20 protein-coding genes and 1 pseudogene are annotated in these 21,841 nt (G+C 65.6%); 10 read left to right on the top strand and 11 right to left on the bottom strand.

Annotated features, from left to right (window positions below; translation table 11 throughout):
• Positions 1–53: 53 nt before the first annotated feature.
• The 7 genes from phoB to ABWP84_RS07645 form a co-directional block, all read right to left on the bottom strand.
• On the bottom strand, positions 54–770 hold the full coding sequence (gene phoB, locus ABWP84_RS07675; RefSeq protein ID WP_353211425.1) for a phosphate regulon transcriptional regulator PhoB: 717 nt from the start codon (positions 768–770) through the stop codon (positions 54–56).
• A 14-nt stretch (positions 771–784) separates the two neighbouring features.
• Entirely contained in the window at positions 785–1,507 is a 723-nt protein-coding gene (phoU, locus tag ABWP84_RS07670; RefSeq protein ID WP_353211424.1) for a phosphate signaling complex protein PhoU, read from the bottom strand.
• A 14-nt stretch (positions 1,508–1,521) separates the two neighbouring features.
• Positions 1,522–2,355 carry a phosphate ABC transporter ATP-binding protein PstB gene (gene pstB / locus ABWP84_RS07665; RefSeq protein ID WP_408904251.1) on the bottom strand — a complete coding sequence of 278 codons (834 nt, stop codon included), beginning with the start codon at positions 2,353–2,355 and terminating at the stop codon, positions 1,522–1,524.
• 10 nt (positions 2,356–2,365) lie between these two features.
• Positions 2,366–3,274 (bottom strand): phosphate ABC transporter permease PstA, encoded by a 909-nt coding sequence (pstA, locus tag ABWP84_RS07660; RefSeq protein ID WP_353211423.1) that lies wholly within the window; start codon positions 3,272–3,274, stop codon positions 2,366–2,368.
• Positions 3,275–3,278: 4 nt separating this feature from the next.
• Positions 3,279–4,244: a phosphate ABC transporter permease subunit PstC gene (pstC, locus tag ABWP84_RS07655; RefSeq protein ID WP_353211422.1), complete on the bottom strand. Its 966-nt coding sequence runs from the start codon at positions 4,242–4,244 to the stop codon at positions 3,279–3,281.
• Positions 4,245–4,313: 69 nt separating this feature from the next.
• Complete coding sequence (gene pstS / locus ABWP84_RS07650) at positions 4,314–5,381, bottom strand: phosphate ABC transporter substrate-binding protein PstS (protein ID WP_353211421.1); 1,068 nt, start codon at positions 5,379–5,381, stop codon at positions 4,314–4,316.
• A 126-nt stretch (positions 5,382–5,507) separates the two neighbouring features.
• Positions 5,508–6,311 (bottom strand): enoyl-CoA hydratase-related protein, encoded by an 804-nt coding sequence (locus ABWP84_RS07645; protein ID WP_353211420.1) that lies wholly within the window; start codon positions 6,309–6,311, stop codon positions 5,508–5,510.
• Between the two features lie 95 nt (positions 6,312–6,406).
• Between ABWP84_RS07645 and ABWP84_RS07640 the strand changes: the two genes are divergently transcribed.
• The 8 genes and pseudogenes from ABWP84_RS07640 (at position 6,407) to ABWP84_RS07605 (ending at position 15,970) form a co-directional block, all read left to right on the top strand.
• Positions 6,407–8,086 carry a gamma-glutamyltransferase gene (locus tag ABWP84_RS07640; RefSeq protein WP_353211419.1) on the top strand — a complete coding sequence of 560 codons (1,680 nt, stop codon included), beginning with the start codon at positions 6,407–6,409 and terminating at the stop codon, positions 8,084–8,086.
• Between the two features lie 498 nt (positions 8,087–8,584).
• Entirely contained in the window at positions 8,585–9,217 is a 633-nt protein-coding gene (gene rimP, locus ABWP84_RS07635) for a ribosome maturation factor RimP (protein WP_353211418.1), read from the top strand.
• Position 9,218: 1 nt separating this feature from the next.
• Positions 9,219–10,742: a transcription termination factor NusA gene (gene nusA / locus ABWP84_RS07630; RefSeq protein WP_353211417.1), complete on the top strand. Its 1,524-nt coding sequence runs from the start codon at positions 9,219–9,221 to the stop codon at positions 10,740–10,742.
• Positions 10,735–11,361: an RNA-binding protein gene (locus tag ABWP84_RS07625; protein WP_353211416.1), complete on the top strand. Its 627-nt coding sequence runs from the start codon at positions 10,735–10,737 to the stop codon at positions 11,359–11,361. The genes nusA and ABWP84_RS07625 overlap by 8 nt, the downstream gene beginning before the upstream one ends.
• Before the next feature lie 151 nt (positions 11,362–11,512).
• Positions 11,513–11,689, top strand: a pseudogene (locus tag ABWP84_RS07620) (translation initiation factor IF-2 associated domain-containing protein); the annotation flags it as partial.
• Between the two features lie 438 nt (positions 11,690–12,127).
• Positions 12,128–14,728, top strand: coding sequence for a translation initiation factor IF-2 (gene infB, locus ABWP84_RS07615; protein WP_408904252.1), 2,601 nt, complete (start codon positions 12,128–12,130; stop codon positions 14,726–14,728).
• Positions 14,725–15,126: a 30S ribosome-binding factor RbfA gene (rbfA, locus tag ABWP84_RS07610; protein ID WP_353211415.1), complete on the top strand. Its 402-nt coding sequence runs from the start codon at positions 14,725–14,727 to the stop codon at positions 15,124–15,126. Before infB ends, rbfA begins: the two co-directional genes overlap by 4 nt.
• A 34-nt stretch (positions 15,127–15,160) precedes the next feature.
• On the top strand, positions 15,161–15,970 hold the full coding sequence (locus ABWP84_RS07605) for a hypothetical protein (RefSeq protein WP_353211414.1): 810 nt from the start codon (positions 15,161–15,163) through the stop codon (positions 15,968–15,970).
• A 99-nt stretch (positions 15,971–16,069) separates the two neighbouring features.
• Here ABWP84_RS07605 and ABWP84_RS07600 read toward each other — a convergent pair whose 3' ends face one another.
• On the bottom strand, positions 16,070–17,392 hold the full coding sequence (locus ABWP84_RS07600) for an amidase (protein ID WP_353211413.1): 1,323 nt from the start codon (positions 17,390–17,392) through the stop codon (positions 16,070–16,072).
• 62 nt (positions 17,393–17,454) lie between these two features.
• Here ABWP84_RS07600 and ABWP84_RS07595 point away from each other — a divergent pair, with 62 nt between their 5' ends.
• Positions 17,455–18,294, top strand: coding sequence for an NAD(P)-dependent oxidoreductase (locus ABWP84_RS07595; RefSeq protein WP_353211412.1), 840 nt, complete (start codon positions 17,455–17,457; stop codon positions 18,292–18,294).
• Positions 18,295–18,297: 3 nt separating this feature from the next.
• Here the strand turns inward: ABWP84_RS07595 and ABWP84_RS07590 are convergent, their stop codons facing one another.
• Positions 18,298–18,510, bottom strand: a complete 213-nt coding sequence (locus tag ABWP84_RS07590; protein ID WP_353211411.1) for a hypothetical protein — start codon at positions 18,508–18,510, stop codon at positions 18,298–18,300.
• Between the two features lie 112 nt (positions 18,511–18,622).
• Here ABWP84_RS07590 and ABWP84_RS07585 point away from each other — a divergent pair, with 112 nt between their 5' ends.
• Entirely contained in the window at positions 18,623–19,549 is a 927-nt protein-coding gene (locus ABWP84_RS07585) for a 3-keto-5-aminohexanoate cleavage protein (protein ID WP_353211410.1), read from the top strand.
• 226 nt (positions 19,550–19,775) lie between these two features.
• Here ABWP84_RS07585 and ABWP84_RS07580 read toward each other — a convergent pair whose 3' ends face one another.
• Entirely contained in the window at positions 19,776–20,822 is a 1,047-nt protein-coding gene (locus ABWP84_RS07580; RefSeq protein ID WP_353211409.1) for a dihydrodipicolinate synthase family protein, read from the bottom strand.
• Complete coding sequence (locus ABWP84_RS07575; protein WP_353211408.1) at positions 20,822–21,829, bottom strand: NAD-dependent epimerase/dehydratase family protein; 1,008 nt, start codon at positions 21,827–21,829, stop codon at positions 20,822–20,824. Before ABWP84_RS07575 ends, ABWP84_RS07580 begins: the two co-directional genes overlap by 1 nt.
• Between the last annotated feature and the right edge of the window lie 12 nt (positions 21,830–21,841).

The following is a 21,841-nucleotide window of genomic DNA, read 5'->3' as shown; positions in this document are numbered from 1 at the left end:
CTTGGGCGCCAGCTTCGGGGCTGGCGCCGGGCTCTGCAAGGGGTTGGCGGGGCTTATACCTCTTCGCGGTCCAGCGCGTAGCCGGCGCTGCGCACGGTGCGGATGATATCCACCTCGCCCTCGGCGTTGATCGCCTTGCGCAGGCGGCGGATATGCACATCCACGGTGCGCGGCTCGACATGGATGTCGCGGCCCCAGACGGCATCGAGCATTTGCTCGCGCGAGAAAACCCGGCCGGGATGCATGAGGAAGAATTCCAGCAGGCGGTATTCCGTCGGGCCCAGATGCAGGGCCCGGCCATTGCGCACCACGCGATGGGCGTCCTGATCCATCGACAGATCGAGGAAGGTGAGGGTGCCCTTGGTGGGCACGGTGCCCGAGCGGCGCAGCAGGGCGCGGATGCGCGCGAGCAGCGCTTCCACCGCGAAGGGCTTGGTGATGTAGTCATCGGCGCCGATATCGAGGGCGCGCACGGCGTCCTGATCCTCGGTGCGGGCGGTGACCATGATCACCGGCAGGTCCCGGGTGGCGGGGCGGCGGCGGATCTGGCGGCAAACCTCGATGCCGGAGAGGGAGGGCAGCATCCAGTCCAGCAGGACCAGATCGGGTTTGTTTTCCGCGACGCGCAGCAGGGCTTCCTGGCCATCTGTCGCCTCCTCTACCCGGAAACCCTGTTTTTCCAGGTTGTAGCGCAGCAGAGTCAGCAGGGGCGCCTCATCCTCGACGATGAGAATGGTGGGCTTGGCCATACCGGGGAAGCCTTCAGGCATGCGTGCTGCTCCTATCATTGCGGTGGGCGGACGACGGCATAGGCGGAGCTGTCGGATTTTGGCCGCTCATCGGGCAGGATATGGCCGCTGATGGCGTAATGGACGCGCTCGGCGATATTGGTTGCGTGGTCGCCGATGCGTTCGAGGTTCTTTGCCACGAAGAGCAGGTGGGTGGCGGCGGTGATGTTGCGCGGGTCTTCCATCATGAAGGTCAGCAATTCGCGGAAGATGCCGTTATAGATGTCATCGACCGGCTGATCGGCGTTCCAGACCTCATCGGCGCGGGCGAGATCATCATTGACCAGCGCGTCGATGGCACCTTTGAGGTTTTCCTGCACCAGATGGGCGAGGCGGCAGAAGCCGTTGAGGCTGGCGAATTGCGGCTGGCTGGAGATGACGATGGCGCGCTTGGCGCCATTGCGGGCGTAATCGCCGATGCGCTCCAGATCCGAGCTGATCTTCATTGAGGTGACGATGAGGCGAAGATCGCCGGCCATGGGTTGGCGCAGGGCGAGGAGCCTCACGCAGAAGGCCTCGATCTCGCGCTCCAGCGCGTCCAATTGGGCGTCGCGCGACACCACTTCGGCGGCGAGTTCGGTGTCGCGGCGGATGAGGGCGCTGGCGCTATCGGCCACCTGGCGCTCTGCGAGGCCGCCCATGCGGGCGATCATGTCACGCAGGCGCTTGAGATCTTCCTCATAGCTGCGGACGATATGCGGGGTTTCACTGCTGGGCATGGTGCCGTCCTTCCTCAGCCGAAGCGGCCGGTGATGTATTCTTGGGTCTTCGGCTGGGCTGGGTTGGTGAAGAGCTGCGCCGCGGGGGCGATTTCGATCAACTCACCCAGGTAGAAGAAGGCCACCTGGTCGGCGCAGCGTGCCGCCTGCTGCATATTGTGGGTGACGATGGCGATGGTGAAGTCGCGCTTGAGTTCATCGATCAGCTCTTCGATCTTGAGGGTGCTGATCGGGTCGAGGGCGGAGGTGGGTTCGTCGAACAGGATCACCTCGGGCTTCACCGCGATGGTGCGGGCGATGCATAGGCGCTGCTGCTGGCCGCCGGAGAGGCCCATGGCGGAGGATTGCAGCCTGTCCTTCACCTCGCCCCAGATGGCGGCGCGGGTGAGGGCCCATTCCACCCGCTCAACCATGGCTGACTTCGACAGCTTCTCATGCAGGCGCACACCGAAGGCGATGTTCTCATAAATGGTCATGGGAAAGGGGGTGGGTTTTTGGAACACCATGCCGATGCGCGAGCGCAACTCATTGATGTCCACATCATCATCGAGCAGGTTCTTGCCGTCCATGATCACCTCGCCCGTGGCCTTTTGGCCGGGGTAGAGGCTGTACATCCGGTTGAGCACCCGCAGCAGGGTGGATTTGCCGCAACCCGAGGGGCCGATCATGCCGGTGACTTGGCGCTCGGGCAGGTCGAAATTGATGGCGTTGAGCGCCTTCTTGCCGCCGGTGGCATAGACGAAATCGAGGTTGCGCACGGCGATGGCCAATTGGCTGTTCAGGGCTGCGCTGGAGCGCGCCTCGACGCCGCCGAAGCTGCCCGACATGGAGTTTTCAGTGGTCGACATCACGATTTCCTTACTTGCGGCGGGCGACAAGGATGCGGGCCACCACATTGATGGTGAGCACGCCCAGGGTGACGAGAAGGGCACCTGTCCAGGCGATTTGGATCAGGTCGGGGAAGCCGGAATTGGCCTGCTGGTAGATCGAGATGGGCAGGCTGGCCATGGCGCCGAACATGTTCCAACTGACCACGTTATTGCCGAAGCTGGTGAGCAGCAGCGGTGCGGTTTCGCCAGCGATGCGGGCAAAGGCCAGCAGCACGCCGGTGACAATGCCCGACAAGGCCGCCCGGTAGCAGACCAGCGTGACCATCTTCCATTTTGGCGCGCCCAGGCCCACCACCGCTTCGCGCAGCGTATTGGGGATGAGTTGGAGCATATCCTCGGTGGTGCGAACCACAACGGGGATCACAATGATGGACAAGGCCGCAGCACCCGCGATGCCCGAGAAGCCGCCCACCGGACGCACCAGAATCTGGTAAACGAACAGGCCCACCAGCACCGAGGGTGCGGAGAGCAACACATCGGAGACGAAGCGAACCACTTCGCCCAGCTTGCTGCCCTTGGCATATTCCGAGAGATAGGTACCGACCAGGATGCCGATCGGCGTGCCGATGAGGATGCCCAGCCCGGATTGTACCAAGGTGCCCAAGATGGCGTGCAGCAGACCACCACGCGGCGCGTCAGGGTCGCCATAGGTGGTGGGCTGGAATTCCCGGCTCAGCGTGATCCAGTCCAGCGTGGCGACACCGCGCCATAGCAGCGTGACCATGATCGAGCCGAGGAAGAACAGCCCGATCAGGGTGGCGATGATGCACAAGATGCGCACCGTTTGGTCCACGAGGCGGCGGCGGCGGCCCAGGGCGCGTGCCGCGACGATGTTTTTCTGCGGCATGCCCAGGGTTTTGGCGGTTGAGGCGTTCATGGGGTCAGCCCTTCAGACGCGAGCGCAGCAGGTAGCGCGACGCCGCCAGCACGATGAACGAGATGATGAAGAGAATGAAACCCAGCGCCAGCAGCGCCGATTGCTGCAGGCTGCCCGATAGGCTCTCGGGGAATTCCATGGCCACGACCGAGGCGATGGTGGTGGTCGCATCGAAGAGCGAACCTGGCAGGCGGTTCGCATTGCCGATGACGAAGGTCACCGCCATGGTCTCGCCCAGCGCGCGGCCCAGGCCCAGCATGACGCCGCCGGCCACTGAAATGCGGGTATAGGGAATGACCACCTGGGAGACGACCTCCCAGCGCGTGGCCCCCATGCCATAGGCGCTTTCCTTGAAGACCGCCGGCACCTGCTCGAAGACATCGCGCATGGTGGCGGCGATGAAGGGCAGGATCATGATGGCGATGACCAGGGATGCCGCGAAGATCGAGGTGCCGGCGTAGTTTGTGCTGGTAAAGGCCCAACCGATCAGCGGGATGGAGGAGAGTTCCTCGCCCCAGGCGAGTTGGATGTGGTTCTGGATGAACGGCACCACGATGAACAGGCCCCACATGCCAAAGATGATGGAGGGCACCGCCGCCAGCAATTCCACCGCCGTGCCGACCGGGCGGCGCAACCATTGCGGGGCCAACTCGGTCAGGAAGAAGGCGATGCCGAAGGCCAGCGGCACGGCGAGGATGATGGCGAAGATGGAGGAGAGCAGGGTGCCGATGATGGCGATGGCGGCGCCGAATTCCTCGCGCCCCTCCACCGGGTTCCACTTGGTGCTGAATAAAAAGTCGAAGCCGAAATGGCGGAAGGCGGGCAGCGCGCCGATGAAGAGCGTGACGATAATGGCACCCAGCAGGCCCAGGACCAACAGGCCGGCGCCGCGGCACAGCCATTCAAACACGCTATCGCCAAAGGCGCCGGAACTGCGCCGCGTGGTGCGCTTGGTGATGACGTCAGACAAGTGAAGCCCCTTCCGAGAAGGTGTAGGGAGGGGCGCGCCGGGCAAGCAAGCCCAGCGCGCTCCGTGAGATCAGCGGCGGGTGGGGTTCCAGACGGCCGCGCCGGCCGGGTCCTTGATATTGTTGGTCCAGGCGCTGCGGACCAAGCTATGGGCGCTTTGCGGCAGGGCGATGTATTCGAGGCGGCCGGCAATCTCGCTGCCATTGGAGAAGGCCCAGTCGAAGAAGCGCATGGTGTTGCGGCTGGCCGCCACCTTCTCCGCCGGCGGGTCGATGGGCAGGAGAATATAGGTCGGGCTGGTGATCGGCCAGGCGGCGGGGTCGGCCAGGTCGATTGTGTCGGCGGCGAAGTTTGGCACCGACCAGTCAGCCGCCGCGGCCGCGGCGAGGAATTGCGGCATTTCGGGCTTGAGGAAGACGCCGGCCTTGTTGCGGATCTGCGTCGTCGTCATCCGGTTCACCACCGCATAGGCGTTCTCGATATAGCCGATGGCGCCGGGGGTGTTGCGGATGATATTGGACACGCCCTCATTGCCGCGCGCGCCATTGCCGGCGGGCCAGGAGATGGCAGTGCCGGCACCGGGGCCGTTGCGCCATTCGGTGGAGACGCGGCTGAGATAGGTGGTGAAGACCCAGGTCGTGCCCGAGCCATCGGCACGATAGGCCGGCGAGACGGGCAGGGGCGGCAGGCGGATGTCGCGGTTCAGCTCGGCGATCTTGGGGTCATTCCAACGGGCGATGCGGCCGAAGAAGATGTCCACGATCACTTCAGGCGTCAGCCGCAGCGCATTGTCGGCCACGCCGGGCAGGTTGGCGCTGAGCACCACGGAGCCGAGCACGGTGGGGAATTGCAGCAGCTTGCGCTCGGTGAGCTGGGCCGTGGTGAGCGGCGCATCGGTGGCGCCGAAATCGACGGTGCGGGCGGTGATCTGGTTGATGCCGCCGCCCGAGCCGATGGACTGGTAGTTCAGCGTGACGCTCAGCGGTTCGCGCGCTGCCTGGCTCCAGCGCTCATAGAGCGGGCGGGGAAAGGTCGCGCCGGCGCCGGTGATGGTGGCCTGCTGCGCCATGGCGGTGCCGGCGAGGGGAAGGGTGGCGGCGCCTAGCATGAGCGAGCGGCGATTGAATCCGTTTTGCACGGTGGTTTCTCCAGAGCGTGTGACTGGGGAGATTGCTCCCCCCGCATGAACCCCCGGTTCTAAGTTGGCTGCAAGTCGTCTTTGTTTCGAGTTCGTGAAGGTTCGATGACGTTGCTTGTGGATGACTTAGCCGCTTGTCGGCGGCTGGTACCAGGCAGGGCGGCGTTTCTCGCGAAAGGCCGCCAGACCCTCGCGGCCTTCGGCGCTGCCGCGCTGGGTGCGGCTTTCATGGCCGAGTTGCGACATTTGCCTGGCATCGAGCTTGAGGCCATTGGCGCCGAGGAAGCTGTCCTTGGTATTGGCCATGGCGGTGGGGCCGCTGAGCATGGTTTCGTCGAGTATATGGGCGAGGCGGGCCTCAATCGCGTCTTCGGCCACCACCTCGTGGACGAGGTTGATGCGCAGCGCCTCGGCGGCATCAAAGCGCTCGCCGGTCAGGGCGTAGCGGCGGGTGTGGCGCAGGCCTATGGCATTGACCATATGGGTGGAGATGGGCGAGGGCGAGACGCCGACCCGCACCTCGGTGAGGCCGAAATGCGCATCAGGGGTGGCGAGGGCGACGTCCACACAGCATACCATGCCAGCCCCGCCGCCAAAGCAGGCGCCGCGCACCAGGGCGAAGGTGGGTTTGGGGAATTCATTGAGCAATTGCATGGCGGTGACGGTGCCCATCGATGCCTCATAGGCGCGATCGGGCGGGTATTCGGCGGCTTCGGCCAGCCAATTCAGGTCAGCACCGGCCTGGAAATGCTTGCCATTGCCGCGGATGACCAGGGCGCGGACCGTGGGGTCGGGGGCGAGGGCGCGCAGGCCTTCGATCAGGGCCTCGAGCAGCGCGCCATTATAGGCATTGCCGAAGCGCGGCCGGTTGAGGGTTGCGGTGACGATGCCGCGTGGGTCGCGGCTGATGAAGACGGGTGATTCTTCCATGGGGGAAGTTTCGGCTGGAAGTACGAGGCTGGCAATCTCCGGCTTTCGGGGGGCTGGTGATGCTGTAGGGTGGTGTTGCAGTTTGGAGAAACGCCATGCGCCCCACCGTTTATGGCCCGCGCCACGCCGTCTCGGCCGGCCACTACCTGGCCAGCACTGCCGCGATGGCGGTTCTGGAGAATGGCGGCAATGCCATTGATGCCGGCTGTGCGGCGGGGATGTGCCTGGGCGTGCTGCTGCCCGATTTGGTGAATGTGGCGGGGGTGGCGCCGATTCTCATCCGGCTGGCCGATGGGCGGGTGGAGAGCATTGCCGGGCTGGGGCATTGGCCGGCGGCGCTGCCGCCTGATGTTTTTATGCGCGAGCATGGCGGGACCATCCCCAATGGCGTGCGCCGCACCGTGGTGCCGGCCGCACCCGATGCCTGGATCACCGCGCTGCAGCGGCATGGCACCTGGCGGTTTGAGGATGTGGCGAGTTTTGCCATTCGCTATGCGCGCGAGGGGTTTGCCGTGTTTCCGCTGTTGCGGGAGAGCATTTTGGCCCACCGCGCGGAATATGAGCGCTGGGAGAGCAACCGGGCGATTTTTCTGCCCGGTGGGCGGGTGCCGGAGGTGGGGGAGCGCTTTGTGCAATCCGACCTTGCCGCCACGTTGCAATATATGGCCGATGAGGCGCGCGCGGCGCCGACTCGTGAGGCGGGGCTGGAAGCGGCCCATGCGGCTTTTTACCGCGGCGATATCGCGGCGGCAATTGTGGCGCATCAGAAGGCGGAGGGCGGCTGGCTTTCGGCCGAGGATCTGGCGGGGTTTCGCAGCCGAATCGAGCCGGTGGTGCGCCGGCCCTGGCGGGGGCATGAATTGCTGACCTGCGGGCCATGGTGCCAGGGCCCGGCCTTGACCGAGGCGCTGTTGCTGGCCGAGGCGGCGGGTATTGGCGGCATGGCGCATAATTCCGAGGATTACCTGCACACGCTGGTGGAATGCGTGAAGCTGGCCATGGCGGATCGTGAGGCGTTTTTTGGTGATCCGCGGTTTTGCGATGTGCCTATCGAGGCGCTGCTCTCGCCTGGGCATATTTCGGCGCGGGCGGCGGGCTTGGGGGCGCGGGCGCATCCGGCGATGCCCGCGCCTATTTTGGGGGCGCTTTCGGTGCCGGCGGCGAGCGGTTTGGACTTGCCATTGGTGGAGGCGGATACCTCTTTCGCGGCGGTGGTGGATCGTTGGGGCAATGCCTTTGCTGCAACACCTTCGGATGGGTCATGGAATTCGCCGGTGGTGCCGGGTTTGGGGATTATTCCCTCGAATCGCGGCAGTCAGTCGCGGCCGGACCCGGCGCATCCTTCGGGGGTGGCGCCGGGCAAGCGGCCGAGGCTGACGCCCAATCCGGCCATCATGGTGACGCGCGAAGGCGGGGTGATGCCCTTTGGTACCCCCGGCGGTGATGTGCAGATTCAGGCGATGCTGCAGGTGGTGCTGAATGTGTTTCAGTTCGGCATGGAATTGCAGGAGGCGATCGAGGCGCCGCGCTTTGCCAGCTATGCGTTTCCTTCGAGTTTTGCACCGTTTGATTATTTTCCGGGGCGGGTAGCGGTGGAGCAGCGGGTGGCGCAGCCGGTGCGTGATGGGCTGGCGGCGCGGGGCCATGAGGTGAAGGATTGGCCGGAGATCACCTGGCTGGCCGGGGCGGTGGAGGCGGTGCTGAGCCTGCCGGAGAAGGGCCTGGTGGCCGGTGGCGCTGACCCACGCCGCCCGGCCTATGCCATAGCGGGGTGAGGCGGGCCGCAACCCTGGGCTGGGTTGGGGCGTTAGCAGCAGCAGAACCCTGATGCCTGGGGATGGGAGATGCTGCGTGAAATCCAATTCCAACCTGATTGTGATCATCCTGGCGTGCCTTGCCATCGGCGCGGCGGGGTATTGGTATTACACGACGCAGTACCGCCGAACCGCGAGTGTCAATTTGGGCGGTGCCAGCATTACGGTGGAAACGCCCCGATAAGGGGTAATTTATCGGGATCAAAGGGCCTTTCGGCTCTTTGCGGGTGGGGTTTGGGGAAGGCAGAGCCTTCCCCAATGCCTGCGTGCCAGCCTTTCGCAGCACCCCCTCCCGAACCCAGAGTTCCCCCCATGCAGAGACCCAAGGGCCGCATAGCCTTCATGCCAAGAGCCTTGCATTGGCATGGGCTGCGCACTATCTAGGGCCTATCACATCCATCGCAGATCGCTTTGGGGGTGGCCTTGCGGGGCCGCTCTTTTTTGTTTTGGGGCCATTGTTTGACCATCGAACGACCAGTGCATGACGCGCTTGAGGGCCGAATCGCCGATACGATTGCGCCTGCGATCGAGGCCATGGGCTATGAGCTTGTGCGCGTGCAGGTGTCGGGCAAGGAAAAGCCCGTGGTGCAGATCATGGCTGATCGGGCGGATGGGCGGGTTTTCACTGTCTCTGACTGTGAGGCGATCAGCCATCAGGTCAGCGCCATTCTCGATGTTGAGGATCCCATCAAGAGCGAATGGATGCTGGAGGTGAGCAGCCCGGGCATTGACCGGCCGCTGACCCGCACCAAGGATTACCTGAATTACCTCGGCCATCTGGCGACGGCGGAGCTGAATATTCCGCAGGAGGGCCGCCGGCGGTTTCGCGGTGTGCTGCTGGGCATTGATGATGCTGCCCTGCGCATGAAGCTGGATGATGGTTCAGATATTGCCCTGGCGCGCGGTAATATTCGCCGTGCCAAGCTGATTTTGACCGATGAGCTGATTGCCGCCACAGCCGGTGCCGTAGCCAGCGGCCTTGATGACGAGGCCGAGGCTGAGGCTGAGGATACCCCACCCCGCCCGCCGAAACGCGGGAAAAAGACCCAACCCGCCGGCGCCAAGCCCGCGGGCAAAGCCAAGGAACACTGAAATGGCTCTCGATGTCAGCGTCGCTCGCCCGGAATTGCTGCTGGTGGCGGATGCGGTCGCCCGGGAAAAAATGATCGAGCGCGACGAGGTGCTCGATGCCATGGAGCAGGCCATGGGCAAGGCCGGCAAGGCCAAATATGGGCTGGAGAAGGACATCCGCGCCACCATCGACAAGCGCAATGGCGAGGTGCGGCTGTCGCGCTGGACTGAGGTGGTTGAGGCGGAGCCGGTGGAGAATGAGGATACGCAGATTCCGCTGCGCATCGCCCAGAAGATCCGCCCCGGCATTCAGGCCGGCGAGTTCATCATCGACCCGCTGCCGCCCATCGATTTCGGCCGGATCGCGGCGCAGACGGCCAAGCAGGTCATCGTTCAGCGCGTGCGCGAGGTGGAGCGGCGCAAGCAGTTCGAGGAATATAAGGACCGGGTGGGCGAGATCATCAATGGCGTGGTCAAGCGCACGGAATACGGCAACCTGATGGTGGATCTCGGCCGGGCCGAGGCGCTGCTGCGGCGTGATGAGACGATCATGCGCGAGGCGTTCAAGAATGGTGACCGGGTGCGGGCCTATATTTATGACGTGCGCGAGGAAGCTCGCGGGCCGCAGATTTTTCTCAGCCGCACCCATCCGGGGTTTCTGGCCAAGCTGTTCGCCCAGGAAGTGCCGGAAATCTATGACGGCATCATCGAGATCAAGGCGGTGGCGCGCGACCCGGGCTCGCGGGCCAAGATGGCGGTGATCTCGCGCGACAGCTCGATTGACCCGGTGGGCGCCTGCGTGGGTATGCGCGGCTCGCGCGTGCAGGCGGTGGTGGCGGAGTTGCAGGGCGAGAAGATCGATATCATCCCCTGGTCCTCCGACAATGCGACCTTCATCGTCAATGCGCTGGCCCCGGCCGAGGTGAGCAAGGTGCTGCTCGATGATGAGGGGCGGCGGGTTGAAGTGGTCGTCCCCGATGACCAACTGAGCTTGGCGATTGGCCGCCGTGGACAGAATGTTCGCCTGGCGTCGCAATTGACCCGCTATGACGTTGATATTCTGACCGAAGCGGAAGAATCCGAGCGCCGTCAGGAAGAGTTCCGCAAGCGCACTGGCCTCTTTGTCGAGGGGCTGGATGTGGATGACGTGATCGCCGGCCTGCTGGTGCAGGAGGGCTTTACGACCGTGGAGGAGATTGCCGCGGTCGAGGATGAGGAACTTGCCTCGATTGAGGGGTTCGATGAGAATATCGCCATTGAGTTGAAGCGCCGCGCGGTGGAATTCCTCGAGCGCCGTGATGCCGAATTGGACACCAAGCGCCGCGAATTGGGCGTGGAGGATGCCATCGCCGAATTCGACGTGCTGACGCCGGCCATGCTGGTGGCGTTGGGCGAGAAGGGCGTGAAGACACTCGACGATCTGGCCGATCTGGCGGGCGACGAGCTGGTCGAGATCCTGGGCGAGGGCGCCATGGATGAGGATACCGCCAATGCGGTGATCATGGCCGCGCGCGAGCATTGGTTCGCCGAAGGGGACAATGGCTGAGGAGGAGGACCCACAAGGGCAGGGTGCTGAGGAGAACGAGCCTCAGGACGCCGAAAAGGGCCCGCTTCGCCGTTGTATTGTCACGCGCGAAAGCCTAGCCAAGGAAGATATGCTCCGCTTTGTCGTGGGGCCGGAGAATAGCCTGGTGCCTGATCTGGCCGGGCGGCTGCCGGGGCGGGGGATGTGGCTCAAGGCGGCTCCTGGTGTGTTGGAGCAGGCCTTGAAGAAGGGGGCGTTTCATCGGGCGGCCAAGGCCCAGGTGAAATTGCCGGAGAATTTTGCGGCGATTCTGGCCTCGATGCTGGAACAGCGGCTAATGGATATGCTGGGCATGGCGCGCCGCGCCGGTGAAAGCGTTGCGGGCTGGCAAAAGGTGCAGGAATGGCTGGTGGCGGGTCGTGTTGGCCTGCTGGTGGAGGCGAGCGATGGCAGCCCGGCGGAGCGGGCGAGGCTGATCGGTGGCCACACCATGCCAGTGGTGCTGGCCTTGCCCTCGGAGAGCCTGGGGCGGGTCTTTGGTCGTGGCGGTGCAGTGCATGTGGCGGTGGCGAAGGGCCGATTGGCTGAATCCATCGCCAGGGAAGCGGCCAGGCTGAAAGCCTTTGCCCCGGCTTCCTGAGTGTCGGCGTGCGCGCGGCTGCAGGAATGCACTGCGCGCCATTGCTCAGCCTGTGCTATGGGTCTAGGGCAGGGCTAGAATTGTGACTGAATGACGCGAGCGATTTTCGCCGCGGACATATGAACAAGACGAATTGGATAAAGACCAAGGTATGAGTGACCAGAACGAGCAGGACGCGGCCAAGAGCCGCCTCAGTCTGCGCCCAGGCGGGCGGTTGGAGCTGGGCAAGACGGTGGACGCAGGCTCCGTCCGCCAGAGCTTCAGCCATGGCCGCAGCAAGGTGGTGCAGGTGGAGGTGCTCAAGAAGCGCGTCATCACGCCCGCGCCTCGTCCCGGCATGGCACCGCCCGCAGCCGCGGCGCCGCGCCCGGCGGTGACGCCGCCGGCCGCTGCCGCCCGCGCGCCTCTCGCCCCCAGCGCGCCTGTTGCTGCTGCGCCGGTTGTGGAGACTCCGCCCGCTCCTGTTCCGGCCCCCGCAGTTGAGCCCGTGGCTGTGGCCCCGGCTCCGGCCTCAGCACCGGCGCCGGTGCCGGTCCAGGCCCCGGTTGAGGTGAAAGCGGTTGAGGCACCTGCCCCGGCCGCGCCTGCTGCCGCCCCCATTGCAGAGGCAGCCGTCCAGGCGCCCGCACCGGCAACGGCAACGGCAACGGCAACGACCCCGGCCCCGGCCCCGGCAACGGCACCCGCACAGGCGCCAGCCAGCACGGCTGCGGCCGTAGCACCCGCGCCATCGCTCGCTACCCTGGCTTCGGGTGCGGGCATTACCATTGCCCCGCCGCCGCCGCCGATCCGCCCGCTTGCCGCCTCGGCGACCATGGCACCGCCCCGGCCCACGCCGCCCGCCCCGCCGCCGCGTGCGGCTGCACCCGCGGGCCAGCGCTCGGCGCAATCCTCCAGCCGCGGCGGTCCGCCGCCGGCTGGCAATCAGCCGCGGGCACCTGGCTCGGGTGCTGCACCCTCCGGCCGCCCGCTGACCCAGGCCGAACAGGCGATCCGCCAGCGCGTGCTGGAAGAAAACCGCCGCATGGAGGCCCAGCGTGAGCGCGAGGCCCGCGAGCAGCAGGCCCTGATGGTTCGCTCCGCGGCCGAGGAAGCGGTTCGTCGGGCTGAGGAAGAGAAGCGCCGCGCCGAGGAAGCCGTGCGCGAGGCCGAGGAGAGCGCGCGTCGCGCCGCTGAACTGGCGAGAAATCCGCCTCCGCCGGCCCCCGCCGCCGCTCCGACCGCCCGCCCGGGCCGTGCCGAGGCCCCGGTTGTGCGCCGCAGCGCCGTGGCCCCGGCCGCCGCTCCGGCTGCCGCCCCCGCCACGCCCGCTGCCCGGCTTTCGCTGCGCCCGCGCGGTGATGAGGGCGATGATGACCGCCGTGGCGCCGCTCGCCGCCCCGGTGGTGGTGCGCCCAGCGGCCCCGGTGGGGTGCGCCGCGCCGCCCCCGCCCCGGCCCGCAAAACCCCGCTCGCGCCCGACCGGCGCAACACCGGCCGGGTTGACGTGGCCGCCGCCATTGAGGGCGAGGATGAGCGCAGCCGCTCCATCGCCTCGATGCGCCGCGCCCGTGAGCGTGACCGCCGCCAGCAGGAACTGGCGCGGCTGCGCTCCGGCCAGGAAAAAGTCACGCGTGACGTGATCATCCCTGAGGCCATCACCGTGCAGGAGCTGGCCAACCGCATGGCCGCGCGTGGCGGCGAGGTGGTGAAGGCGCTGTTCCGCATGGGCGTGATGGCGACGCTGACCCAGACCATTGATGCCGATACCGCGCAGCTTGTGGTCGAGGAATTCGGCCATCGGGTGAAGCGCGTGGCCGAGTCCGACGTGGAAGTGGGCCTTGAGGGCGACACTGATGTGGACACCGACATGGTGGCCCGCGCGCCGGTGGTGACCATTATGGGCCATGTTGACCATGGCAAGACCAGCCTGCTCGACGCCCTGCGCAAGACCGATGTGGCGGCGCGCGAGGCCGGTGGCATCACCCAGCATATCGGCGCCTATCAGGTGCAGATGCCTGGCGGTGAGCGCATCACCTTCCTCGATACCCCCGGCCACGAGGCGTTTACCGCCATGCGTGCCCGTGGCGCTGGCGTGACCGATATGGTCGTGCTGGTGGTCGCCGCCGATGATGGCGTGATGCCGCAGACGATCGAGGCCATTCGCCACGCCAAGGCGGCCGATGTGCCGATCATCGTGGCGGTCAATAAGATCGATAAGGATGGCGTGAACCTCGACCGTGTGCGGCAGGAATTGCTGATGCATGAGATCGTGGTGGAATCTCTGGGTGGCGACACCCAGGAAGTGCAGGTGAGCGCCACCAAGCGCCTCAACCTCGACAAGCTGGCCGAGGCGATCAGCCTGCAGGCCGAGGTGCTGGACCTGAAGGCCAACCCGAAGCGGGCGGCCGAGGGCACGGTGATCGAATCCAAGCTCGATCGCGGCCGGGGGCCTTTGGCCACCGTGCTGGTGCAGAAGGGTACGCTGCGCCAGGGCGATATCGTGGTGGCCGGCGCCGAATGGGGCCGGGTGCGCGCCGTGGTCAATGACAAGGGCCAGCAGGTCAAGGAAGCCGGGCCTTCCAGCCCGGTGGAACTGTTGGGCCTCTCTGGCGTGCCGGGGGCGGTCGAGAATTTCGTCGTTGTTGAGAACGAGGCCCGCGCGCGGGAAGTGACGGAATTCCGCCAGCGCAAGCTGCGCGAGAAGCAGGCCGCCAGCCTCTCCGCCACCCGCGGTACATTGACCGATATGCTCGCCCGCATCGCGCAGGGCGAACAGAAGGAAGTGGCCGTGGTGGTCAAGGCCGATGTGCAGGGCTCGGCCGAGGCGATTGGCGTGACGCTTGGCAAGCTCGGCAATGAAGAGGTGCGGGTGCGGGTGCTGCATTCCGCCGTGGGCCAGATCACCGAGAGCGATGTGCAATTGGCCAAGGCCAGCAATGCCATCGTGGTGGCGTTCAATGTTCGTGCCACCAGCCAGGCGCGGGAGATGGCGCAGCGCGATGGTGTGGATATTCGCTACTACTCGATCATCTACGAAGTCTCCGATGACATTGAGAAGCTGTTCAAGGGCAAGCTGGCCCCGGTGCAGCGCGAGAAGTTCATTGGTTACGCGCAGATCCTGCAGGTCTTCGAGGTCAAGCGACTCGGCAAGGTCGCGGGTTGCCGCATCACCGAGGGCGTGGTCAAGCGCGGCTGTGGTGTGCGTCTGCTGCGCGAGGGTGTGGTCATCCATCAGGGCGAACTCAGCACGCTGCGTCGCTTCAAGGATGATGTGAAGGAAGTGGCCAATGGCTATGAATGCGGCATGGGCTTCCTGAATTACGACGATATCCGCGTGGACGACCAGATCGAGTGCTACGAGGTTGAGACTGTAGCCGCAGCATGAAGACCCAAGCTGCGGGCCCCAGCCAGCGCCAGCTGCGGGTGGCGGAGGAGGTGCGCCATGCCCTCTCCTCCGTCTTTCTGCGTGGTGAGTTCCGTGACCCGGTGCTGGTGGGAGTGCGTATTACCGTCACCGAGGTGCGGGCATCGCCTGACCTCAAGCATATGACGGCCTTTGTCAGTGGCTTGGGGCGGGATGTGCCGCCGGAGCAATTTGCCGCGCTGAAGCGGGCAGGGGCCTATTTCCGCGCGGAAGTGGCCAAGGCGGTGAAGCTGCGGGTGGCGCCGGATATCCACTTCCAGGCTGATACGGCGCTGGAATATGCCATGAAGATGAATGAGGTGTTTGCGCGGCCTGAAGTGGCGCGTGACCTCGCCCCGGTGGTCAAGCGCGAGGATTGAGCTAACCTGCGGGCAACCCCCGGAGGATAGCACCATGTTGGCCCGTCTCACAGTTTTGGCCGCCCTGCTTATTGGCACGGCGCAGGCGCAAACCCAGCCGGCCATTCGCGATCTGGGGCCAGAGGCGGCGAGATCGGCGATTTATGTCGGCAATAGTTTTTTCTACTATAACAACAGCATGCATGGGCATGTCAGCCTGATGCAGCGCGCGGCGGGGATGGCGGCGATGCGCACCACCTCCATCACCATCAGCGGCGCGGGTTGGGAATGGCATGATGTGGCCAGCTATTTCCGGCCCAATGCGGTGGGCAGCTATAGATTTGATGCGCGCAACAATGTGGTCTTCAACAGCAATGCCCGGCTGTTTGACCTGGCGATCATGATGGATTGCAGCCAATGCCCGATCCATCCGCGGCTGGGGCCGGTCTTCCATGATTATGCCCGGCGGCATAGCGAAACCGTGCGCGCGCATGGGGCGCGGCCGGTGTTTTTCATGTCCTGGGCCTATAAGGATATGCCCGAGATGACCGCGCAACTGGCCGAGGCCTATACGGTGGCGGGCAATGCGAATGATGCGCTGGTTATCCCGGCGGGGCTGGCCTTTGCCCGCAGCATGGCCGAGCGGCCGGGGCTGGATCTTTATGTTGCCGATCTGCGCCATCCGAGCCTGGCGGGCACCTATCTGGCGGCGGCCACGACCTATGCCACGCTGAGCGGGCATTCGCCGGTCGGCAATGGCTATGATGCGGGGCTGGGTGCTGAGACCGCCGCTTTCCTGCAACGCATGGCCTGGGAGACGGTGCAGGGGTATTTTGGCGCGGGGCGGCGGGCGGCGTCGAACTAGAGCCTGTTCCGTTCGCCTTGGCTCACTGCACAGGCTCTAACCTTTTGTTTGTCGAGCATCTTTATCCGCTCAAACGATTCCGTTTGAGCGGATGATGCTCTAGGCGAGCGCGGCCTCGACCGCCCGGGCCACGGCAAAGAGCTTGCCATCGCCGCCATTCTCACCGGTGATCATCAGCCCCACCGGTGCGGTGCCCGGCTGGTGGCAGGGGATGGAGATTGAGCAGCGGTCCAGGAAATTGAACACGGCGGTGTTGCGCAGCAGCGCCATGTTGATGCGGTTGTATTCGCGCTCATCCTCGACCTCGGCGATGGAAGGCGGCGTGAGGGGGCAGGTGGGGGCCAGCACCGCGTCAAAGGGCGCGGTTTGCGGCGCCACGGCGGCGATGAGGTTTTTGCGCGCGGCCAGCAGCGCCAGGTAGTTTTCTGCCGTCATGGCCTCGCCGCGGCGGATGCGCTTGAGGATGCGCGGGTCGTAATCCTGGCCGGCGCGGTCGATGATGTCGTGATGCCAGGCCCAGGCCTCGGAGGCGGCGAAGCCGCCGGTGCCGTTGACGGCGGGTAGGGTTTCGATTTCGGGGATGCGGATATCGGTCAGCCTCGCGCCCAGGGCGGAGAGGCGGGCGAGGGTCGCGGCATAGGCATTGGCCACCGCATCCTCCATGCCCTCCTCCATGTAATTGCGCAGCACCGCGAGGCGGAGGCCGGCCAGCGGCAGGGCAGCGTGCTGAGCGGGGTGGTCGGCGATGATGCCATCGATGATCTGGCAGCAGGCGACGCTGCGGGCGATGGGGCCAATGGAATCGAGTGAGGAGGAGAGCGGGAAGGCGCCTTGCAGCGGCACCCGGCTGGCGGTGGGCTTGTAGCCGACCACGCCGCAGAGCGCGGCTGGGATGCGGCAGGAGCCGCCCGTATCTGAGCCGAGGCCGCCAAAGCCCATGCCATCGGCGGCGGCCACGGCGGCACCTGAGGAGGAGCCGCCAGGCAGGCGGCCCGTCGCGCGGTCATAGGGCGTGGTGGGGGTGCCGTAATGCGGGTTCACGCCCAGGCCGGAAAAGGCGAATTCCACCATATTGGTGCGCCCCATTACCACCATACCGGCGGCTTGAAGGCGGGCGACCACCGGGGCGTCCTGCGCGGCGGGGGCGGCGCCGTTCAGGGCGCGGGAGCCGGCGCGGGTGACCTGGCCGGCCTCGTCGAAAAGGTCTTTTACCGCCACGGGGATGCCGGCGCAGCGGCTGGGGGCGCGGCCGGCGCGGCGCAGCATATCCTGCGCATCGGCCGTGGCACGGGCGGCTTCGTGATGCAGCACCATGAAGGCCGCGGGCTGGCGCGCCACGGCGGCGAAGCTCTCTTCCAGCAGGGCGCGGGCGGTGGTGGTGCCGGCGGCGAGCGCCTGGGCCGCCTCTTCGATGGTCAGCATGGTTTGACATCCTCTGATGGTCGCCGCCACGCTAGCCTTTGGCAGTGAAGGCAGGAACCCAGGTGAGCGACGACAAACCCATTCTTCTGACCGGCGCCTCGGGCGGGCTGGGGCGCATGCTGGCGCGCGGGCTGGCGGGGCTGGGGTATCGGCTGCGGCTGACGGATATTGCGCCCTTTCCGGATGCGATGCCGGAGGGGGCGGCTTTTGAGCGGGCCGATTTGGAGGATGGGGTGACCATCGCGCGGCTGGCGGAGGGTGTGTCGCATATCCTGCATTTCGGCGGGGTTTCGACCAACCAGCCCTTTGAGGAGATTTTCGGCCCCAATCTGCGTGGGCTGTTTCATATTTATGAGGCGGCGCGGCGGGAGGGGGCGCGGGTGGCGTTTGCCAGTTCCAACCACAGCATTGGCTTTCACACCCGGCCCGAGGCGGGGGACGACGCGCTTGATGCCGATTGTCAGTTTCGGCCTGACAGTTTTTATGGCCTGTCCAAGGCCTATGGCGAGCTGATGGGGCGGATGTATTGGGATAAGCACGGGGTTGAGAATATAAATTACAGAATTGGATCGTGCTTTGTAGAGCCGATTGACCGGCGAATGCTCTCCACCTGGCTGTCGCAGGGGGATTTGCTGCGGCTGGTGCAGGCCACCATCACGGCGCCGGTTCTGGGGCATGCGGTGATCTGGGGCTGTTCGGCCAATCCGCAGAGCTATTGGGAGCAGGATCATCGCGGCCGCATCGGCTGGGCGCCGCAGGACAATGCGGAGGTGTTCCGCGACAAGGTTGGGCAGATTGTCAGCGATGCCCCGGCCAATGAGCGCCATCAGGGGGGCGGCTATTGCGCCCAGGGCTATTCAAGGGCCACGCCGCCGCCGCTGGATGCTTTCGACCTTGATTGAGGCTCAGCCCAGCATGGCGAGGGCGAAGAGGGCGGCCATGGCCGCGAGGGTCAGGCCACTGAGGGCCCAGGCGGGGGCGAGGTCTTCATGTTGCATCCAGGGGTCCTCCTCGGTGGTGTCGGATGGCTGGCCCGGCCATGGTCTGCCCGGGAGCCTGTCACCGCGCCGCGGCGGCATCTGAAGGGCGCGTGGCAGGGCGTGCGAGGTGGCGATCATGGCGTTATCCGCTCACTGGATTGTTTTGTAAAATACCCAATTCACGAAATAAAATGTGTATTCTTGCCCTGGCGCGCCAGGGGCCGCATGCTGCGCATTAGGGAGATATTTCATGGCCAAGATCATCATCAGCTGCGCCGTTACCGGTGCCATCCATACCCCCAGCATGAGCGAGCATCTGCCGATCACGCCCGAGCAGATCGCCGCCGAAAGCATTGCCGCCGCCGAGGCAGGGGCCGCCATTATCCATCTGCATGCGCGCGACCCGAATGACGGCCGGCCCACGCCGGACCCGGCGGTGTTCATGCAGTTCCTGCCGCGCATCAAGCAGAGCACCGATGCGGTGGTGAATATCACCACCGGTGGCGGCTTGGGCATGACGCTGGATGAACGACTGGCCGCGCCGCTGCTGGCCAGCCCCGAGATGTGCAGCCTCAATATGGGCAGTATGAATTTCAACATCGCACCCAGCGCGGCGCGGGTGAAATCCTGGAAATATGCCTGGGAGAAGCCCTATCTGGAAAACACCACCAACTACATTTTCCGCAATACTTTCCAGGATATCGAGCAGGTGGTGGAGCGGCTGGGCAAGGGCCATGGCACGCGCTTTGAGTTCGAATGCTATGATGTTGGGCACCTCTATAACCTTGCCTATATGCGCGACCGCGGCGTGGTGGAGGGGCCGCTCTTCATCCAGACCATTTTTGGCATTCTGGGCGGGCTGGCGGCGGAACACCGCAACCTGATGTTCATGCGCGAGACGGCGGACCGGTTGTTCGGTGACCAATATGTCTGGTCCGTGCTGGCGGCGGGGCGGCACCAGATGGGGTTCTGCACCATGGCCGGCATTATGGGCGGCAATGTGCGGGTGGGGCTGGAGGATAGCCTGTGGATTGGGCCGGGGCAGCAGGCGACGTCCAATGCGCAGCAGGTGGCGAAGATCCGGCGCATTTTGGAGGATGTTGGGCATCAGATCGCCACCCCGGCCGAGGCGCGGCAGATGCTGGCGCTCAAGGGCGGGGATAGGGTGGCGTTTTAACAGAGTTCTGAAGAAGGCTGATTGCGGAGTAGTAGAGCGAACGGCCTTTGCCCTCTAGCACAATTTCGCCTCCACGAATTATAGGCGAAAATCAATAATCTAACGAAGGTGCAGGAAACTAAGTTTCCTGCTGGGGTGCTCGAGGGGCAAAGCCCCTCGATCTTCACTTTCCTCGCTGTTCGTCGTTCAGCGTCGTGCGGGTTGGCGCGCTATCTTCGCTGTGAGGTTAATCCGACAGCCATTCATGCAGATGCGCGCGGACAAAAGCGTCATCGGTCCATTCCGGATAGCGCGCTGCCATGGCGGCGATCAATTCGCCCTGGCCGGGGCTGAGGCCCTCGCGTTCATCGAGGCACCAAATGCCCTCCAGCAGGCCCTGGCGGCGCAGCACCTCGTGGCAGCCGGCGATCACGCCGTGGAAATGATGTGCCACGTCAAAGATCGCGGCGTTCATCTCGGTGATGACGGCGTCCAGCGCCAGGGTCTCGGCTGGTATGGCGGCGCCGGTGGCCTGGCAGCGGGCCAGCAGCCGCGCAGCACCTTCGGTCCAGACACTCCAATGGCCGAGCAACCCGCCGGTGATGCGCAGCGTCACCCTTTCGCCGCCATGGGCGAGGGTGAAGGGGGTGAGGAGATCAGCCACGATATGGTCGTCATTGCCGGTGTAGAGGGCGATGCGGTCAGCCGCGCCGGCCTCGAGCACGCCGCGCAGCACATCGAGCGTGGCGTAGCGGTTGAACGGCGCGATCTTGATCGCCACCACATTGTCGATGCTGGCAAAGCGCTTCCAGAACCCAGCGGAAAGCACCACGCCGCCGACCGCGGGCTGCAGGTAGAAGCCAAAAAGCGGCATTTCTGCCGCCACCGCCTGGCAATGGGCGATCATCTCGTCTTCGGAGGCGCCCTTCCAGGCGGCGAGTGAGAGCAGCACGGCGTGGTAGCCGCAGGATCGTGCGAGTCGCGCCTCACGCTGCGCCTGCTCGGTGCGGCCCACGGCGCCTGCCACCAGCAGGGTGTTGGGCGTGGCGGCGGCGGCGGCGATTTCCAGCACGGGGGCGTGCATCCCCACCTCGCGAATGGCGAATTGGGTGGTGTGGACTCCCACCGCCAGGCCGCCCGCGCCGGCGGCGAGGTAGTAGCGTGACAATGCGCGTTGCCGCTTTGCGTCCAGGCTGCGATCCGCCCGCAGCGCCAGCGGATGGGCGGGAATGCAAAGGCCCGTCCGCAGCCGCTCCACCATGCCCGTAGGCCAGTCTTGCCAGGAGAGGCCCATCAGAATCGTCCGTCCCGCACTTCGAATTTGGTGGCGCGGCCGAGCGAGCGGCCGCCGCGCGCCACCCAATCGGCCACCCAATCCACCATGGTCAGCAAGGGCGTTCGGGGATAGCCGAAGAGCGCGAAGGCCCGCGCGGCATTGGAGAGCAGCGCTTGGGGCGCCTCCTCACCGGTGAAACTGGCGGGCCGACCGAGGCGCTCGGCGAATTGCTCGGCCAGCCAACGCAGGGAGATGGTTTCGGGGCCGGTGACGTTGAGGATGGGGGATTCGGGCGTTGCGTGGCGGAGTGCCCGCAGCGTCCAGGCATTGGCATCGCCCTGCCAGATCACATTGGCATGGCCCATGGCCAGTGGCAGAGGCGTGCCAGCAAAGACCTTGCCCGCGATATCGGCCAGCACGCCATAGCGCAGGTCGATGGCATAGTTCAGGCGGATGCCGAAGCTGGGGGTGTCGCGCGCCCGGCCGGCATGCTGGAACATCCGCTCCCGGCCCAGCACGCTGGCGGCGTATTCGCCGACCGGGGCGGGGGGCGTGGTCTCATCGGCGCCGCCTGAGATCACCGGCACCAGGGGCAGCACATTGCCGGAGGAGAGAAACACCGTGCGGGCGGCGGGAAAGCGCTCGGCCACCATGGCGGGGAGGAGGGTGTTCATCGCCCAGGTGGTGTCCTCAGCGCCGGTGCTGCCGAATTTGCGGGCGGCGAGGAAAATGAGGTTGGGCGCATCGGGCAGGGCGGCGAGGGCGGGGCGATCCATCAGATCGGCGCTCAGCGTCTCGATGCCCCAGGATTGCATGCGCTGCCGCAGGCCTGGCTCGCTCCAGCGGGCGACCGCGATCACCCGGCGCGCAGGGTCGGCCCGTTTTGCGGCGCGGCAGAGGGTGGGGCCCATTTTGCCGGCCGCACCGAGCACCAGAATATCGCCCGGGGCGGCGGCGAGGTCCTCGCGCAGCGCGTCATCGGGGCGGGAGAGGAGGTCTTCGAGGGCGGCTTCATCGGCGATCATCGACCGAGCCTG

The sequence above is a fragment of the Rhodovarius sp. genome, assembly GCF_040399605.1.
Classification (GTDB): domain Bacteria; phylum Pseudomonadota; class Alphaproteobacteria; order Acetobacterales; family Acetobacteraceae; genus Rhodovarius; species Rhodovarius crocodyli_A.
The sequence above is the reverse complement of the archived record's forward strand: the minus strand, read 5'-3'. Positions and strand labels throughout refer to the sequence as shown.